15 protein-coding genes are annotated in these 15858 nt (G+C 62.2%); 8 read left to right on the plus strand and 7 right to left on the minus strand.

Annotated features, from left to right (window positions below; all coding sequences use genetic code 11):
• Positions 1-43 precede the first annotated feature (43 nt).
• Both ACYASU_RS16690 and ACYASU_RS16695 read left to right on the plus strand, forming a co-directional pair.
• On the plus strand, positions 44-1042 hold the full coding sequence (locus tag ACYASU_RS16690; RefSeq protein ID WP_463583414.1) for an NAD-dependent epimerase/dehydratase family protein: 999 nt from the start codon (positions 44-46) through the stop codon (positions 1040-1042).
• Positions 1043-1108: 66 nt separating this feature from the next.
• Complete coding sequence (locus tag ACYASU_RS16695) at positions 1109-1966, plus strand: ATPase (protein ID WP_463583415.1); 858 nt, start codon at positions 1109-1111, stop codon at positions 1964-1966.
• Between the two features lie 367 nt (positions 1967-2333).
• Here ACYASU_RS16695 and ACYASU_RS16700 read toward each other — a convergent pair whose 3' ends face one another.
• From ACYASU_RS16700 to ACYASU_RS16710, 3 genes are all read right to left on the minus strand, one after another.
• A complete protein-coding gene (locus ACYASU_RS16700) occupies positions 2334-3383 on the minus strand; it encodes an alkene reductase (protein ID WP_192171726.1) in 1050 nt (349 codons plus the stop codon).
• 61 nt (positions 3384-3444) lie between these two features.
• On the minus strand, positions 3445-4611 hold the full coding sequence (locus ACYASU_RS16705) for an MFS transporter (RefSeq protein WP_463583416.1): 1167 nt from the start codon (positions 4609-4611) through the stop codon (positions 3445-3447).
• Positions 4612-4648: 37 nt separating this feature from the next.
• Positions 4649-4957, minus strand: a complete 309-nt coding sequence (locus ACYASU_RS16710; protein WP_296310764.1) for an ArsR/SmtB family transcription factor — start codon at positions 4955-4957, stop codon at positions 4649-4651.
• A gap of 280 nt (positions 4958-5237) precedes the next feature.
• Between ACYASU_RS16710 and ACYASU_RS16715 the strand changes: the two genes are divergently transcribed.
• The gene (locus ACYASU_RS16715) at positions 5238-5834 is read left to right on the plus strand and encodes an acyl carrier protein phosphodiesterase (RefSeq protein ID WP_463583417.1); all 597 of its coding nucleotides are present in this window, start codon (positions 5238-5240) and stop codon (positions 5832-5834) included.
• Here the strand turns inward: ACYASU_RS16715 and ACYASU_RS16720 are convergent.
• Both ACYASU_RS16720 and olsB read right to left on the minus strand, forming a co-directional pair.
• A complete protein-coding gene (locus ACYASU_RS16720) occupies positions 5795-6583 on the minus strand; it encodes a lysophospholipid acyltransferase family protein (RefSeq protein ID WP_463583418.1) in 789 nt (262 codons plus the stop codon). The genes ACYASU_RS16715 and ACYASU_RS16720 overlap by 40 nt on opposite strands.
• A complete protein-coding gene (olsB, locus tag ACYASU_RS16725) occupies positions 6583-7338 on the minus strand; it encodes an L-ornithine N(alpha)-acyltransferase (RefSeq protein WP_282365973.1) in 756 nt (251 codons plus the stop codon). The genes ACYASU_RS16720 and olsB overlap by 1 nt, the downstream gene beginning before the upstream one ends.
• A 195-nt stretch (positions 7339-7533) precedes the next feature.
• On the opposite strand from olsB, the gene ACYASU_RS16730 reads away from it, so the two are divergent.
• From ACYASU_RS16730 to ACYASU_RS16740, 3 genes are all read left to right on the plus strand, one after another.
• Positions 7534-8628: a serine hydrolase domain-containing protein gene (locus tag ACYASU_RS16730; protein WP_463583419.1), complete on the plus strand. Its 1095-nt coding sequence runs from the start codon at positions 7534-7536 to the stop codon at positions 8626-8628.
• Positions 8625-8963, plus strand: coding sequence for an amidase (locus ACYASU_RS16735; RefSeq protein ID WP_346627074.1), 339 nt, complete (start codon positions 8625-8627; stop codon positions 8961-8963). The genes ACYASU_RS16730 and ACYASU_RS16735 overlap by 4 nt, the downstream gene beginning before the upstream one ends.
• Before the next feature lie 149 nt (positions 8964-9112).
• Positions 9113-10270 (plus strand): phospholipase D-like domain-containing protein, encoded by a 1158-nt coding sequence (locus ACYASU_RS16740; RefSeq protein WP_463583420.1) that lies wholly within the window; start codon positions 9113-9115, stop codon positions 10268-10270.
• 74 nt (positions 10271-10344) lie between these two features.
• Here the strand turns inward: ACYASU_RS16740 and ACYASU_RS16745 are convergent, their stop codons facing one another.
• Positions 10345-11868 (minus strand): fumarate hydratase, encoded by a 1524-nt coding sequence (locus ACYASU_RS16745; protein WP_081567934.1) that lies wholly within the window; start codon positions 11866-11868, stop codon positions 10345-10347.
• Between the two features lie 417 nt (positions 11869-12285).
• On the opposite strand from ACYASU_RS16745, the gene ACYASU_RS16750 reads away from it, so the two are divergent.
• Both ACYASU_RS16750 and ACYASU_RS16755 read left to right on the plus strand, forming a co-directional pair.
• Complete coding sequence (locus ACYASU_RS16750) at positions 12286-13392, plus strand: GGDEF domain-containing protein (protein ID WP_463583421.1); 1107 nt, start codon at positions 12286-12288, stop codon at positions 13390-13392.
• A complete protein-coding gene (locus ACYASU_RS16755) occupies positions 13385-14323 on the plus strand; it encodes an iron-sulfur-binding ferredoxin reductase (protein WP_463583422.1) in 939 nt (312 codons plus the stop codon). The genes ACYASU_RS16750 and ACYASU_RS16755 overlap by 8 nt, the downstream gene beginning before the upstream one ends.
• A 74-nt stretch (positions 14324-14397) precedes the next feature.
• Here ACYASU_RS16755 and pyk read toward each other — a convergent pair whose 3' ends face one another.
• Positions 14398-15849: a pyruvate kinase gene (gene pyk / locus ACYASU_RS16760; RefSeq protein WP_133772322.1), complete on the minus strand. Its 1452-nt coding sequence runs from the start codon at positions 15847-15849 to the stop codon at positions 14398-14400.
• Positions 15850-15858: the final 9 nt, after the last annotated feature.

Below are 15858 nucleotides of genomic sequence, written 5' to 3' on the forward strand. Positions count from 1 at the left end.
GCCGCGGCGATCACAGGCAAAAGAAGATTAAACGGAGCAGGCAATGAAAATTCTGGTCACCGGCGCAGGCGGCTTCATCGGCGGACGCTTCGCGCGTTTCGCGCTGGAGCAAGGCTTGAGCGTCCGGGTCAGCGGCCGTCGTGCTGAGGGTGTCGAGCATCTGGTACGGCGCGGCGCCGAGTTCATTCAGGGCGATCTTTCTGATCCGGAACTGGTTCACGCGCTGTGTGACGACGTCGAAGCCGTGGTCCATTGCGCGGGCGCGGTCGGCACATGGGGGCGACGTCAGGACTTTCACCAAGGCAATGTTCAGGTCACCGAGAATGTCGTCGAAGCATGCCTGAAACAACGGGTCCGGCGGCTGGTGCACCTGTCGTCGCCGTCGATCTATTTTGATGGCCGATCGCACCTCGATATCCGCGAGGAGCAAGTGCCCAAGCGCTTCGGCAATCACTATGCCGCGACCAAATACATGGCCGAACAAAAGGTGTTTGGTGCCGAAGAGTTTGGTCTGGAAGTCATCGCCTTGCGCCCACGCTTCGTCACCGGGGCGGGTGACACCAGCATTTTCCCGCGATTGCTGGAGATGCAGCGCAAGAATCGCCTGTCGATCATTGGCAACGGCCTGAACAAGGTTGATTTCACCAGCGTTCAGAACCTCAATGAGGCGCTGCTCAGCAGTCTGCTGGCCGCCGGCTCTGCGCTGGGCAAGGCCTACAACATCAGCAATGGCGCGCCGGTCCCGCTCTGGGACGTGGTCAATTACGTCATGCGCCAGATGGAATTGCCGCCGGTAAGGCGTTATCGGTCTTACGGCCTGGCCTACACCGCTGCAGCCATGAATGAGGCGGCGTGCCTGATCTGGCCGGGTCAACCTGAACCGACGCTGTCGCGCATCGGGATGCAGGTGATGAGCCGGGATTTCACGCTTGATATCAGTCGCGCCAGGCATTATCTGGATTACCAGCCTGACGTGAGCGTGTGGACCGCCCTCGACGAGTTCTGCGGCTGGTGGAAAGCCCAGCACGGCGGCCCGTTGTAAAAGGCGTCAACATCCGCGGTTATACTGCGAGCCATTCAGATTCAGCGGTTTTTCAAAGGTAAACCCATGCGCAAAGATCCCTATGACGACGTCGATGACGTCCCGAGCCTCAGCGCCAAAGACGATGATGATGATTTTCTGCCACCGCCGGTTGCCCGCGAACGCACCACGGTGTATTCCCGCGACACGCCGGTGGTGAAGGTGAAGGCCCCCGGTACCGGTGCGTTGTGGGCGCTGATCTGTGTGTTGTTTATCGCGTTTTGTGGCCTGGGCTGGTGGAGTTTTCAGCAGGTGTCGTTGATGGAACAGCAGTTGGTCGCGACCCAGGAAAGTTTCGCGCGCATCAGTGAGGAGGCGGCGGGGCGCTTGCAGGATATTTCCGGCAAGGTGGTCGCCACTGAGTCGATGGCGAGCAGCAGTGAAGCGTTGAAGGCGCAGATCAAGCAGTTGCAGGATCAGTTGGCCGATCAGAGCAGGCAGCAACAGGGTGTGGCCGGTTTGCAGGGCGGACTGGACAAGCGGCTGGAGCAGATCAGCACGCAGAGTGCGCAGCAGCAGGCGGTGAATCAGCAGTTGCAGGATCAGTTGAAAGCCGTGGCGACAGAGTTGGCGGCGTTGAAGGCGGCGGTGCCGGATGGCAAGTCGATTCAGGCTGAGCAGGAGCGGCTGGAGACGCAGTTGAAGGGTTTGACTGCGGATGTGGCGAACCTGAAAAAGGCGAACGGCAATCAGGCGATCGAGCAGCTTGAGCAGGATATGGTGGTGGTGAAGAGTGAGTTGGAGAATCGTCCGGCGGCGGCTGCTTCGTCAGGGGCGAGTCTGCAGGAGTTCGATGCGTTCCGTGGGCAGATGACGCGGACGATCAATACGTTGCAGAGTCAGATTCAGACGTTGTCGCAGCAGATTAATGCGCGGGGGCAATAATAGTCCGGGTAGTTCTGGAAGACGGCGCGCGCTCGCCGCATCAATGCGGCTCGGTCCACTGCGCGAAACCTCCGTTCAGCCTGCACCCAATTCGCGATTTGTGGTGACTGGGCTTTTCGCGCAGGAAGATCAAAAGCAGATCAAGAGCTTCCCGGCTGAAGCCGGTCCTACGGGTGCGTACGGTGCTTTTGTAGGACCGGCTTTAGCCGGGAAGGGGCCAGTGAGCGCGCTGGCATTTTTGCGGCTTGAGGGGACTGATTTATTTACAGCGCTTCTTCGTAAATTAATCTGTCCCCGGTCTACCGTTGCAGATCGTTCCCACGCTCCGCGTGGGAATGCAGCCCTCGACGCTCCGCGTCCTTCCTGCTTACAGCGTCGGGTAGTCCAGATAGCCTTCGGCGCCTTTGCCGTAGAAGGTTTCAGGATGCGGCTCGTTGAGCGGGGCATCCTTGGCCAGACGCGCTGGCAGGTCAGGGTTGGCAATGAACGGCACGCCAAACGCCACGGCATCCGCCTTGCCGGTCGCCAGCCACTCGTTGGCGCTTTCTTTGGTGAATTTCTCGTTGGCGATGAACACCCCACCGAAGGCTTCTTTCAGGCGTGGGCCCAGGCTGTCGTCGAGTTCGCGTTCGCGGGCGCAGATGAAAGCGATGCCGCGTTTGCCCAGTTCGCTGGCGACGTAGGTGAAGGTCTCGGCCAGGTTGGCGTCGCCCATGTCATGGGCATCAGCGCGGGGTGCCAGGTGCACGCCGACGCGGCCAGCGCCCCAGACTTCAACGGCGGCGTCGGTCACTTCCAGCAACAGACGCGCGCGGTTTTCCAGCGAACCGCCGTAGGCATCGGTGCGGGTGTTGGTGCTGGTTTGCAGGAACTGGTCGAGCAGGTAACCGTTGGCGCCGTGGATCTCGACGCCGTCAAAGCCGGCCGCCTTGGCGTTTTCGGCACCGACGCGGTAGGCGTCGACGATCTCTTCGATTTCCGCCAGTTCCAGCGCGCGCGGGGTGACGAAGTCAGACAGCGGACGCACCAGGCTCACGTGGCCTTTTGGCTGGATGGCGCTGGGTGCGACCGGGGTTTCGCCATTGAGGTAGGTCGGGTGCGAAACGCGACCCACGTGCCACAGTTGCAGCACGATCTTGCCGCCCGCCGCGTGCACGGCTTTGGTGATGTTGGCCCAGCCGCGCACCTGGTCGTTGGACCAGATGCCCGGAGTGTCAGGGTAGCCCACGCCCATCGGCATCACCGACGTGGCTTCGCTGATGATCAGGCCAGCCGAGGCGCGCTGAACGTAATACTCGGCCATCATCGCGTTGGGCACGCGGCCTTCGTCGGCACGGCAGCGGGTCAGCGGCGCCATGATGATGCGGTTGGCCAATTCCAGGTCGCCCATCTTGATCGGGTCAAAAATCGTGGTCATCGTGAAATCCTTTGTGCAGTCGGTAAAGGGTGGATCCGCAGGTTTCAAAAAATGAGGGTAATCAGCTCGTCGCGGCAGCCAGTTCGGCATCGTTGGGCTGACGGAAATTGATCAACGTGACCACCAGGGCAAGGACCGCCAGAGCGCCGGCTGCCAGCGGCACGGTGGTCAGGCCGAAACCATGGGCGATGACGCTGCCGCCGACCCAGGCGCCCAGCGCATTGCCGACGTTGAAGGCGCCGATGTTCAGGGTGGACACCAGATTGGGCGCGGCCTTGCCGAAGGTCACCACGTTGATCTGCAGCGCAGGCACAGCGGCGAACGCGGCAGTGGCCCAGAAAAACAGGGTGATCTCGGCCGGGATCAGCGCCGTACTGGTCCAGCTCAGCACCGTGGAGATCACCGCCATGGCGATGAACACGCCGATGAGCGTTGCGGCCAGTCGGCGGTCGGCAAGTTTGCCGCCAATGATATTGCCCAGCGTCAAACCGAGACCAATAAGCATCAGCGTCCAGGTCACGCCCAAAGGCGAGACGCCGGTGACTTCGCCCAACAGCGGCGCGACGTAGGTGAATAGCGCGAATACGGACGCAGCGAACAGCGCGGTCATGCTCAGCGACAGCCAGATGCCTACGCCTTTGAGCGCCGCCAGTTCAGCGCGCATGTCGAGTTTCTCTTCGTCGCGTTTGCTTGGCAGGAAGCGAATCAGGCCGATGAAGGCGATGACGCCAATTACCGTGACGGCGAAGAAGGTCGAGCGCCAGCCGGCCTGTTGTCCCAACGCAGTGCCCAGCGGCACGCCGAGGACGTTGGCCAGGGTCAGGCCGGTGAACATCAGCGCGACGGCCGAAGCGCGGCGATTGGCCGGGACCAGCCCCGCAGCAACGACAGAACCGATGCCGAAGAACGCGCCGTGGCAGAGCGCGGTGACCACGCGGGCGAACATCAGGATGTTGTAGTCCGCCGCCAGTGCGCAGAGCAGGTTGCCGATGATGAAGATGCCCATCAGCGTGACCAGCGCACCCTTGCGCGGTAGTTTCGCGGTGGCCATCGCCATGAACGGCGCGCCGATCGCGACGCCCAAGGCGTAGCCGGTGACCAGCCAGCCGGCGCCGGGAATGCTGACGCCCAGGTCGCTGGCGACGTCGGGGAGCAGGCCCATGATGACGAACTCGGTCGTCCCGATGGCAAAGGCGCTCAGGGCCAGAATGAGTAATGAAAGGGGCACGTTGCGTCTCCTGAAAGGCGGGTGTGTGGCGAAGGGCTCAGAGCCGCTGCGTCAGTTGCTGCAAGAACGCCTGAATGACGTCTTCGTTGCGCTTGAAAAAATGCCACTGGCCGTGCTTCTGATTGGTGATCAATCCGGCCCGTTGCAGCGTTGCCAGATGGGCCGAAACGGTCGACTGGGACAGACCGGCGCGCTGGTCGATCTGGCCGGCACAGACACCGCCATCAATCGTGTGACGCTGATCGGGGAAAGTCGCAACCGGGTCTTTAAGCCAGTCCAGAATCTGCCGGCGAACCGGATGAGCCAGGGCTTTGATGATTTCGTCGATGTCGATGTCAGTGGGCATGTCGTTCTCAGTGCAGGTGCGCTGTATCGCGATGGGGCGAACCTTATATCTATAAATCGCGATATACAAATATGAATCGGTGCTTAGTAGCGGCTTAGTCGTTATATCGGGTTATAACGATATGGTGCTGGCCCGATCGTTTGGTAGAGCGTTCGAAGGCGATCCCGCTTTACAGGCGCGGGGAATGTGGCGACTGTACCCACGTCATTGCGCATGGACCCCCGCACATTCAGCGGAGACAGGCGCACAAAGCAGGCCCGCGGCAATAAAGGCAAGCACCATGAATTACCTCGCACACCTGCACCTCGGCGGTCAGGCCCCGGCGCAATTGCTGGGCAGCCTGTATGGCGACTTCGTCAAGGGGCTGCTGCCCGGACGTTTCCCGGCGGACATCGAAAGCGCGATTCGTCTGCATCGGCGCATCGATGCGTTCACCGATTCGCATCCGCTGATCAAACAAGCGCTGGGGCGTTTCCCCGATGGCCGTCGGCGCTATGCCGGCATCGCACTGGATGTGTTTTTCGACCACTGCCTGGCGCGGGATTGGCATGAGTATTCAGACGAGCCGCTGGACGCTTTCACCCGCAAGGTCTATCGCGTGCTGGCCGATGAGCCCGCGTTGCCGGAGCGGCTGGCGCTGATTGCGCCGCGCATGGCAGCACAGGACTGGCTGGGTTCGTACCGGGAATTTTCGGTGGTGGGCGATGCGCTGGCCGGCATCTCGCGACGCCTGTCTCGGCCGGAAGGGCTGGCCGGCGTCTATGAGGAACTGCACGCGCTGTATCGACCGCTGAGTGACGATTTCAGCGCGTTTTACCCTGAGCTTCAGGCGTTTGCTCAAGCGGCTTTGGCGGCGGACCGTACCATCGCCGGTTGAACCGCCTCGCCGAACAACGCGATCTGCACCGCCTGCTGCGCTTCGAACGCCAGCGCTGCGCGTTCTTTCCCCTGGGAAGCGATCGGCGAGAGCAGCTGGATGTGCACCTCACTCACCTCATTGGCAAACAGTCGGCGCAGGTGCGAGAGCAGGTCGTCGTCGCCAATGAAAGGCGCGATCTGATCCGGCTGGCCGTCCCGCACATATTGAATGGCAACAGGCTGCACCGGCACGCCGGTTTCAATCGCGCTCGACAGCAGGCGGCCGTGGAAGGTGCGCAAGCTGCGGCCGTCGGTGGTGGTGCCTTCCGGGAAGATCACCAGGGAATGCTTGCCCAGCAAGTGCTGGCCCATCTGCTTCTGAATCAGCTTGCTGTCGCCCGAGCCTCGGCGGATGAACAGTGTCCCGGCTTTCAACGCCAGCCAGCCCGCCACCGGCCAGGTGCGCACTTCGGCTTTGGACAGGAACGACAGCGGCGCCAGCATCCCCAGCAGCGGGATGTCGGTCCACGACACGTGATTGCTCACCCACAACATCGGCTCGCTCGGCAGCTTGCCGCTGACGTTCACGCGAAACGGCAGCGCCGCACTCAGGCGCGCCATGAACCAGGCGGTCCAGCGCTGGCGACGGGCCATGGAATTACCGATATGCAGGCGTTCCATAAGGGCAAAGGTACCGGCGATGCTCAGACCCAGCGCAATGACCCAAAGCACTCGCACCACGCGCGCATGACTGCGCCAGGTGCTCATCACACCGCTGCCTTGAAGTGGCGGGCGTAGCGGGGGCACAAGTCGTCACGTTTGAGCAGGATGAAAACGTCGGCGACCTGGAAATCTTCGTCCCAGCACGGTTCACCGCAGATCTTCGCGCCCAGACGCATATAGGCCTTGAGCAGCGGTGGCATCTCGCAGATCACGTTGTTGGGCAGGTCCAGCGTCGGCAGGGGATTCTTCGGTTCGGCGCGCAGGTGCTCGGTGCACAGATAGCGTTCGCGCAGGCGCTGCATGATCGCGTGGGCCTGAATGCCGCCGTCCTGCATCGGAATGCTCGCGCAACCCATCAGGTAGCTGTAGCCGCCTTCGTTGAGGATCTCGGCCAATTCGCTCCACAACACGGCGATGGTGCCGCCGTTGCGGTAGGAAGGATCGACACAGGTGCGACCCAATTCCAGGATCGGGCCCTGCAAATGGCGCAGTCCATGGAGGCTGAATTCTTCTTCGCTGTAGAACTGGCCCAGGGTATTTGCGGCTTTGTGGTCCAGCAAACGGGTGGTGGCGACCAGGCGGCCGCTGCTCAGGTCTCGCACGCCGATGTGCATGCAGTGTACGTCGTAATCATCGACGTCCAGGCCCAGCTCGGCGCCCTTGAGCTTGGCGTTGAACTCGCCACTGAACACACTGAAGCGCAAAGCCTGTGCTTCCTGCAGGGCCTTCTCACCGACCAGGCGTTCTGCCTGCAGGCGACGTTCGGTTCGGGTGTCTCGAATGCTGGCGATCTGAGTCATGCGGCGTCTCCGTAATCCCGCCTTCGTCCAGGCGGGTCGACTGATTGTTCGAGCATTGCTGTACGAATTCAGGCTAGGGAGAGGCCGTGTCATCACCATTAAGCTTTGGTGATGGTTGCGTGACAGGGGTTTGAGTTCCCTGTGCTGTCATTTTTGCCTGCTAGGGTTGCCTGCATCCGAGCCCGAGTCCCCTTCATGACCCGTCTGCTGTTCACCCTCGCGCTGTTCCTCATCAGCTGTTCGGCCGCTGCCGAAACCTGGCCCGCGCCGGAGTGGTCCGAGCGCCCGCTCAGTGAAAACGCTGCCGTAGCTGCCCTCGACGCCTACGCCTTCCCGCCCCGCGACGAGGTCGAACGCAAAGGCGTGCGCACGGATGCGCTGCTGATCATTCACGACGGCGAAGTGGTGTATGAACGCTATGGCGGCGTGACCCGGGCAGACACCCCGCACCTGACCTGGTCGATCAGCAAAAGCATTTTGGCGAGCGTGCTGGGCGTCGCTTTTGCTGAAGGCCGCTTCAAACTTGAGGACCCCGTCGCCCGGTTCTACCCGCCGTTCAGCGTGCATCCCGACATTAAGCTTCAGGACCTGCTTCACTGGGCCACAGGGCTGGACTGGCAGGAGGACTACGAATACGCGCCCCTTAACTCGTCAGTCGTGGCGATGCTTTACACCCGGGGACGCGGCGACATGGCGCGGTACACCGCCGAGCACGGCGTCGCCAGTGCGCCGGGCGCTTCATACCGGTATTCCAGCGGCGACAGCACGGTCCTCGCCGCTGCACTGAAAGGCATGGTCGGTGACAGCGCTTACGGCGATTACCCGTGGACTGCGTTGTTCGACCCGCTGGGCATCTCCAGCGCCACGTGGGAGCGCGACGCCGCCCGTACTTTTGTCGGGTCGTCCTACGCGTACATGACGGCCCGCGACCTGGCGCGCATCGGCCTGCTGATGGAACGCGGCGGGCGCTGGCAAGACCGGCAATTGCTGCCCAGGGCCTGGGTTGATTTCAACCTGACGCCGTTCAAATCCCAGACCCCGACCCCGCCCGATGAAGCCCCCGGCGGTCACTGGTGGCTGAACAAAACCGCCGATGGCAAGCCTGAACCGTGGCCAGACGCACCGGCGGACACCTTTGCCGCACTTGGCCATTGGGGGCAAGCGCTGTACGTAATCCCCAGCGAGAAGCTGGTGATCGTTCGTTACGCCGACGATCGCGACGGCAGCTACGACCACAATCAACTGCTCAAGCTGGCGCTGAGCGCTGTGGCCGGGGAGGGTGGCAAATGATCGCTCGCAAGGCATTCATCCGACGCCGCCCGTTCAGCAGTCTCGCCCTACTGGTGCTGCTGATCATCGCCGGCCTGATCTGGAACTGGCGGGTTCAGCTGCAGGTGTTTCCCAGCATCATCAGCGCCTACACCGCCAAGGAATATTGCTCGTGCCGCTTCGTCATGAACAACCCGGCGGAGTATTGCCACAGTTACGTCAAACAGTGGCTGCCCAGCACGATAAACGAGGATGCCCTGGACAAGCGCATCACCGCGACAGGGCTGGGCCGCGACAGCGAAGCGCGCTGGGAAGGCCAGCGCCAGGGCTGCCGGCTGTCATCGCCGGTGCCGTAGAACGTTGAAGTTTGCCTGCGGTCAGACAGGCGGATAGGGTTGCGTATCGCACCCTCTGGAGTCTGCATGTCCACTCGCATTCCATCTTCGCTTGCCCGCCCGGCAAGCGCTGCTCAAACCTGCCTGCTGACCGCCACGGCGAGCCGCCCATGAGGGGCGCGATTTTTCCGTGGCGCGAAGACAACCAGTTCAACCTGCTGATCGACGGCCCTGCGTTTTTTCCGCGCATGATCGCCGCGATCGAAGGTGCGCAGCAGCAGATCGAGCTCGAACTGTATCTGGTCGAAGCCGGCGCCTGTGCCGAAGCGATCGTGCAGGCGCTGGTGGGTGCGGCGAGCCGCGGGGTCATCGTGCGCTGTCTGTTCGATGATTTCGGGTCGGCGGCTTTCACGATCGGCTTGCGCAAGCGCCTGACCGATTCGGGCGTGATCCTGCGTTTCTATAACCGGGTGCATTGGCGACGCGGCCTGCGCAACCTTTACCGCGACCACCGCAAACTGCTGTTGGTGGACAAAGAGCTGGCGGTGGTGGGCGGGACGGGGGTCACTGATGAATTCTGGCGCCCGGACCTGAACAGCAGCGAGTGGCATGAGGTGATGGTCGAGATTCGCGGCCCGCTGGTGATTGACTGGCAAGCGCTGTTCGACCGCCAGTTCCACGCCAACCCTCGGCGGCGGGCGTGGCGGCCAGCGGAAAACTTTGGTCTGCCGCGCTTGCCCAAGGCGCCCGTCGGTGGGCATGGGCTGGGACGCGTGGCGTATGCCGATTCCCGTCAGCATCGGGATATCGTGCAGTCCCTGGTGCGCGCGCTGAACACCAGCAAGACGCGCATCTGGCTGGCGACGCCGTATTTTCTGCCGACCTGGAAAGTCCGCCGCGCCTTGCGTCGCGCGGCCTCTCGGGGCGTAGACGTGCGCTTGTTGCTGACCGGGCCGCGCACCGATCACCCCTCGGTTCGTTACGCCGGCCACCGTTATTACCCGCGCCTGCTCAAGGCCGGGGTGAAAATTTTCGAATACCAGCCGTGCTTCCTGCACCTGAAGATGGTGCTGATCGACGACTGGGTCAGCGTAGGCTCCTGCAACTTCGATCACTGGAACCTGCGCTTCAACCTGGAAGCCAATCTCGAAGCGATCGACCCCGCGCTGACTCACGCCGTGGCCACGAGCTTCACCAAGGATTTCGCCGTGAGCAGCGAAATCACCCTGGACGGCTGGAAATCCAGACCGCTATGGCGACGTGTTCAGGAGCGGGTCTGGGGATGGCTGGATCGGCTGGTGGTGAATGTGCTGGATCGGCGGGGGTAAACGCTCCACAACCCATCGCCCACAAAAAAGCCCGACTCACAGGTCGGGCTTTTTCGTTTTAACGATCGAAATGCTTACTGCACCTCTACCGCGAGGCTCTCACTGATCTTCTTCTGCCAGATGGCGGGACCCGTGATGTGAACCGACTCGCCCTTGCTGTCGACAGCAACCGTCACCGGCATGTCCTTGACCTCGAACTCGTAGATCGCTTCCATGCCCAGTTCCGGGAAGGCCAGCACTTGCGACTTCTTGATCGCCTGAGCGACCAGATAAGCGGCGCCGCCAACGGCCATCAGGTAAACGGCTTTGTTGTCCTTGATCGCTTCGATGGCGGTCGGGCCGCGCTCGGATTTGCCGATCATGCCCAACAGGCCGGTCTGCTCAAGGATCTGGCGGGTGAACTTGTCCATCCGCGTCGCCGTGGTCGGACCGGCAGGGCCCACTACTTCGTCACCCACTGGATCAACCGGGCCGACGTAATAGATGAAGCGACCCTTCAGGTCTACCGGCAGGGTTTCGCCCTTGTTCAGCATCTCGACCATGCGTTTGTGCGCCGCGTCTCGGCCGGTGAGCATTTTGCCGTTGAGCAGGACCGTTTCGCCCGGCTTCCAGCTCTGCACGTCTTCCGGCGTCAGCGTGTCGAGGTTGACGCGGCGGGCCGACGGGCCGGCTTCCCAGACGATCTCCGGGTAAGCGTCCAGCGGCGGCGCTTCCAGCGAAGCCGGACCGGAGCCGTCGAGCACAAAGTGGGCATGACGGGTGGCGGCGCAGTTGGGGATCATGCACACCGGCAGGGACGCGGCGTGGGTCGGGTAATCCATGATCTTGACGTCGAGCACGGTGGTCAGACCGCCAAGGCCCTGGGCGCCGATGCCCAGCTGGTTGACCTTCTCGAACAGCTCCAGACGCATTTCTTCCAGACGGTTCGACGGGCCGCGTGCCTTGAGCTCGTGGATGTCGATGGATTCCATCAGGACTTCCTTGGCCATCACCGCAGCCTTCTCGGCCGTACCGCCGATGCCGATGCCGAGCATGCCCGGCGGGCACCAGCCAGCGCCCATGGTCGGCACGGTTTTCAGCACCCAGTCGACGATCGAGTCGGACGGGTTGAGCATCGCCATCTTCGATTTGTTTTCCGAACCGCCGCCCTTGGCCGCTACGTCCACTTCCACGGTGTTGCCCGGGACGATGGAGTAGTGGATGACCGCAGGTGTGTTGTCCTTGGTGTTCTTGCGGGCGCCGGCCGGATCGGCGAGGATCGAGGCGCGCAGGACGTTTTCCGGCAGGTTGTAGGCGCGACGCACACCTTCGTTGATCATGTCGTCCAGGCCCATGGTGGCGCCATCCCAGCGCACGTCCATGCCGACACGGACGAACACGGTGACGATGCCGGTGTCCTGGCAGATCGGCCGATGACCGGTGGCGCACATGCGCGAATTGATCAGAATCTGGGCCATGGAATCCCGTGCGGCAGGGGATTCCTCACGCAAGTAGGCCTCGTGCATGGCCTGGATGAAGTCAACGGGGTGGTAATAAGAAATGAACTGCAAGGCGTCAGCGACACTCTGGATCAGGTCATCTTGCTTGATCACGGTCATTGGGCGCGCTCCTCTGATTTGGCGGGAACATTCTAATTGCGGGTGGCGACGGGACCGCTTGCGCCAGACGAAAGCATCTTGATCAGGCGTCAGACAGCCGGGCAACACCTCGGCGTGGTCAGGGTAAAAAAGGCGCGGCAGTATAACCCGAGGTCGATTAAGGTACATCCGCCAAAGGCCAAACCGTCGTCGAAAACGCCGTACAGCACCCGCACTGAATCATGCATGAAACAGATTGCTACGGCTGTCCGGAAAGACAGGGATTTGAATAGTCATTTTTTTACGCAAGCACTACAGTGGCAAGCTGCCTGCATTACCGCGCATGGCGCAGGAAGGTTTTGATCTGGTGCCTGAAAAGTGTCACAGGTCATCTTGCCGGTACGGGACGGACCCTTAATACCCATGATGAGTCAACGAGTGACTGCCCAAACTATCCAGCGTTTGCTGCTGAAACGTTTCGCGCTCGCTACCGGCACCTATGTGCTGGGGCTGATGCTCGTATGGATGGCGTATTTTACCGGCTACTATCAAGCCACCTTCTTCGGGATCTGGTGCACCAGTGTGTTGGTGCTTTTCTGTCAGGCCGCCTTGAGCCTGGTGTTTTTCGGTGGCTACAACCGACGCTTCAAAGACCCCAGCCTGACCGAGTTTCAGGTGCTCCTTGGGCTGGCCTGGCAGACGTTTCTCATCAGCCATATGCAAGCCTCCCGCGGCACCTTTCTGATCATTTACGTGCTGGTGCTGATGTTCGGATTGTTTCACCTGCGGCCCAGTATCTTCGCGCGGTGCGCCTTGTTTGCCTTGCTGGGATTCGCCGGGATCAACCTGTGGGACGCCAGTCGCGGGCGCCTGGCCGATCCGGGGCTGGCGGTGATTCAGACCTGCGCGTTGTTCATCGTTTTTTCCTGGCTGTGCCTGTTCGCGCGCTTCGTGCAGAACTCGCGCAACCGCATGCATCAGCGCCGCATCACCTTGCAGGCGCATCAGGAAACCCTGCGCGGCATGATGCTGCAGCTCGAAGAACTGGCGTCCACCGACGAGCTGACCAACCTCTGTAACCGCCGTCACTTCCTGCGTATCGCCACCCGCGAACTCGAACACATGGACGGCAATTACACCGCCGGACTGGCGCTCATCGACCTCGATCACTTCAAGCGGGTCAACGATATCCATGGCCACGCCGCGGGTGACCGGGTGCTGCAGATGTTCGGCAAAACCGCGGCCCAGTGCCTGCGCTCCGATGACATTCTCGCGCGCTATGGCGGTGAGGAATTCGTCTTGCTGATCCCGCGCTGTACCCGTGCGCAACTGGTCGACTGCTGTGAGCGCATCCGGCTCGCCTTCACCCATGTCACGCTCCCCGAGTTTCCGGAGCTGGACCTGAGCCTGTCGATCGGCATGACGGTTATCGAGCGCGGAGATCATATGGACCGTGCACTGCAGCGGGCCGACCAGTCGCTGTATCGCGCCAAGCACCAGGGCCGCAACCGCTGCCACGGCGCCTGGGATTACGCCGATGCCTGAATTGCGAGTGGGCGGCCGGCAATGGTCGGTGGCGCCTGCGGCCAATTTGCTGGATGCCCTGAACGACGCCGGATTGTCCGTCCCCTACAGCTGCCGCGCCGGCAGTTGCCACGCGTGCATGGTCCGTTGCGTCAGTGGCGAACCGGCGGATGCCGCGCCCGATGCGCTGGATGCCGACAAGCGCGCCCAGGGCTGGCGGCTGTCGTGCCAGTGCCGGGTGACGAGCGACCTGACCGTTGAAATCTTCGACCCCTTGCGCGATGGCTTGCCGTCGACAGTCGTGGGTGCTGACTGGCTGAGCCCGTCGGTGTTGCGCCTGCGACTGAACCCCGAACGCCCGTTGCGCTACCGCGTCGGCCAGCATTTGGTGCTGTGGACTGCAAGCGGCGTGGCGCGGCCTTATTCGTTGGCGAGTGTGCCGGGGCACGATCCCTTTCTGGAATTTCACATCGACTGCCTGCGTCCGGGCGCTTTCGCTGATGTCGCCCGCACGCTGCAACCGGGCGATCCGATCCGCCTCGGCGAACTCCAGGGCGGTGCGCTGCGCTACGACCCCGACTGGCAGGACCGGCCGTTGTTGCTGCTGGCCGCAGGCACCGGATTGGCGCCGCTATGGGGTGTGCTGCGCGAGGCGTTGCGGCAGGGCCATCAGGGTGAGATTCGCCTGATACATCTGGCGCGCGAGCCTCAAGAGCATTATCTGGCGGAGGCTCTCGGCGAGCTGGCGATCCAGCATCCGAACCTGCACGTGGAGTCGATCGAGCTGGCGGACTTCTCGGCCGTGCTGAGTGGGCTGCGCGTGACGTCTCGTCAGACCATTGCGCTGGTGTGTGGGTCGCCTGCCAGCGTCGAGGCGTTCTCGAAGCGGTTGTTCATTGCCGGATTGCCCCGTGGTCAGTTACTGGCGGACGTGTTTGTGGAGAAGGGCTGACAGTCCATGGGTTCAAAGCCATAAAAAAGCCCCGCACTCTCACGAGGCGGGGCTTTTCAGTGTAGCGGTGTCGCTTAAACCATTGGGTCGCCGACGTGCAGGATCTTCATGCCGTTGGTGCCGCCGATGGTGTGGTAGCTGTCCCCTTTGGTCAGGATGACCCAGTCGCCTTGCTCGACCAGACCGCGTTTGACCAATTCGTCCACAGCCGACTGGCTGACCTGACCGGCCGGCAGTGCCGCCGGGTCGAACGGAATGGTGTAAACGCCACGGAACATCGCCGCGCGCGCCTGGGTGCCGCGGTGCGGTGAGAACGCGTAGATCGGCACCGAGGAGCGAATACGCGACATGATCAGCGGGGTGTAGCCGCTTTCGGTCAACGCGATGATCGCTTTCACGCCAGGGAAGTGGTTGGCGGTGTACATGGCCGCCAGCGCAATGCTCTCGTCACAACGGGTGAAAGAGTGACCGACGCGGTGGCTGGAGGTCTTGCCGGTCGGATGACGCTCGGCACCGACGCAAATACGCGCCATCGCCTCCACGGCTTCGACCGGATACGAACCGGCGGCACTTTCAGCGGACAGCATCACGGCGTCGGTGTAGTCGAGCACGGCGTTGGCCACGTCGGACACTTCGGCGCGGGTTGGCATCGGGCTGGAAATCATCGATTCCATCATCTGCGTGGCAACGATCACCGCCTTGTTGTGGCGACGTGCGTGCAGGATGATTTTCTTCTGGACGCCCACAAGCTCCGCGTCGCCGATTTCCACGCCCAGGTCGCCACGGGCAACCATGACCGCGTCACTGGCGCGGATCAGCGCATCAAGGGTTTCGTCGTCGGCAACGGCTTCGGCGCGTTCGATCTTCGCCACCAGCCAGGCCGTGCCGCCGGATTCGTCACGCAGCTTGCGTGCGTACTCCATGTCGGCCGCATCCCGCGGGAACGAAACGGCCAGGTAATCCAGGTCCATTTCGGCAGCGAGCTTGATGTCCTGCTTGTCTTTCTCGGTCAGCGCCGGAGCCGTGAGACCGCCGCCGCGACGGTTGATGCCTTTGTGATCCGACAACGGGCCGCCGATGGTCACGGTGCAATGCAGTGCGTCGGCAGTTTGCGTGTCAACGCGCATGACCACGCGCCCATCGTCCAGCAGCAGCTCGTCGCCGACGCCGCAGTCCTTGACCAGATCGGGGTAATCGATACCGACGATGTCCTGGTTGCCGTCGGTCAGAGGATGGCTGGTGGAGAAGATGAACTTGTCACCTACCTTCAGCTCGATCTTCTTGTTGACGAATTTGGCGATGCGGATTTTCGGGCCTTGAAGGTCACCCAGCAACGCGACGAACCGGCCGTTCTTGGCGGCGATGTCGCGGATCAGCTTCGCGCGAGCCTTGTGCTCGTCGGGCGTGCCGTGGGAGAAGTTCAAGCGGGCGACGTCCAGGCCAGCAAGAATCAGCTTCTCGATGACTTCTGGCGAATTACTGGCAGGGCCCAGTGTGGCTACGATTTTGGTGCGGCGAACGGTCATGCACAAACT

It is taken from the genome of Pseudomonas sp. HP_12 (genome assembly GCF_055283955.1).

Coding starts and splice junctions, on each gene's coding strand:
- olsB (WP_282365973.1), bottom strand. CDS start 7,338: ATGACTCAGATCGCCAGCATTCGAGACACCCGAACCGAACGTCGCCTG.
- ACYASU_RS16735 (WP_346627074.1), top strand. CDS start 8,625: ATGATCGCTCGCAAGGCATTCATCCGACGCCGCCCGTTCAGCAGTCTC.
- ACYASU_RS16700 (WP_192171726.1), bottom strand. CDS start 3,383: ATGACCACGATTTTTGACCCGATCAAGATGGGCGACCTGGAATTGGCC.
- ACYASU_RS16740 (WP_463583420.1), top strand. CDS start 9,113: ATGAGGGGCGCGATTTTTCCGTGGCGCGAAGACAACCAGTTCAACCTG.
- ACYASU_RS16745 (WP_081567934.1), bottom strand. CDS start 11,868: ATGACCGTGATCAAGCAAGATGACCTGATCCAGAGTGTCGCTGACGCC.
- ACYASU_RS16710 (WP_296310764.1), bottom strand. CDS start 4,957: ATGCCCACTGACATCGACATCGACGAAATCATCAAAGCCCTGGCTCAT.
- ACYASU_RS16715 (WP_463583417.1), top strand. CDS start 5,238: ATGAATTACCTCGCACACCTGCACCTCGGCGGTCAGGCCCCGGCGCAA.
- ACYASU_RS16720 (WP_463583418.1), bottom strand. CDS start 6,583: ATGAGCACCTGGCGCAGTCATGCGCGCGTGGTGCGAGTGCTTTGGGTC.
- ACYASU_RS16690 (WP_463583414.1), top strand. CDS start 44: ATGAAAATTCTGGTCACCGGCGCAGGCGGCTTCATCGGCGGACGCTTC.
- ACYASU_RS16730 (WP_463583419.1), top strand. CDS start 7,534: ATGACCCGTCTGCTGTTCACCCTCGCGCTGTTCCTCATCAGCTGTTCG.
- pyk (WP_133772322.1), bottom strand. CDS start 15,849: ATGACCGTTCGCCGCACCAAAATCGTAGCCACACTGGGCCCTGCCAGT.
- ACYASU_RS16695 (WP_463583415.1), top strand. CDS start 1,109: ATGCGCAAAGATCCCTATGACGACGTCGATGACGTCCCGAGCCTCAGC.
- ACYASU_RS16755 (WP_463583422.1), top strand. CDS start 13,385: ATGCCTGAATTGCGAGTGGGCGGCCGGCAATGGTCGGTGGCGCCTGCG.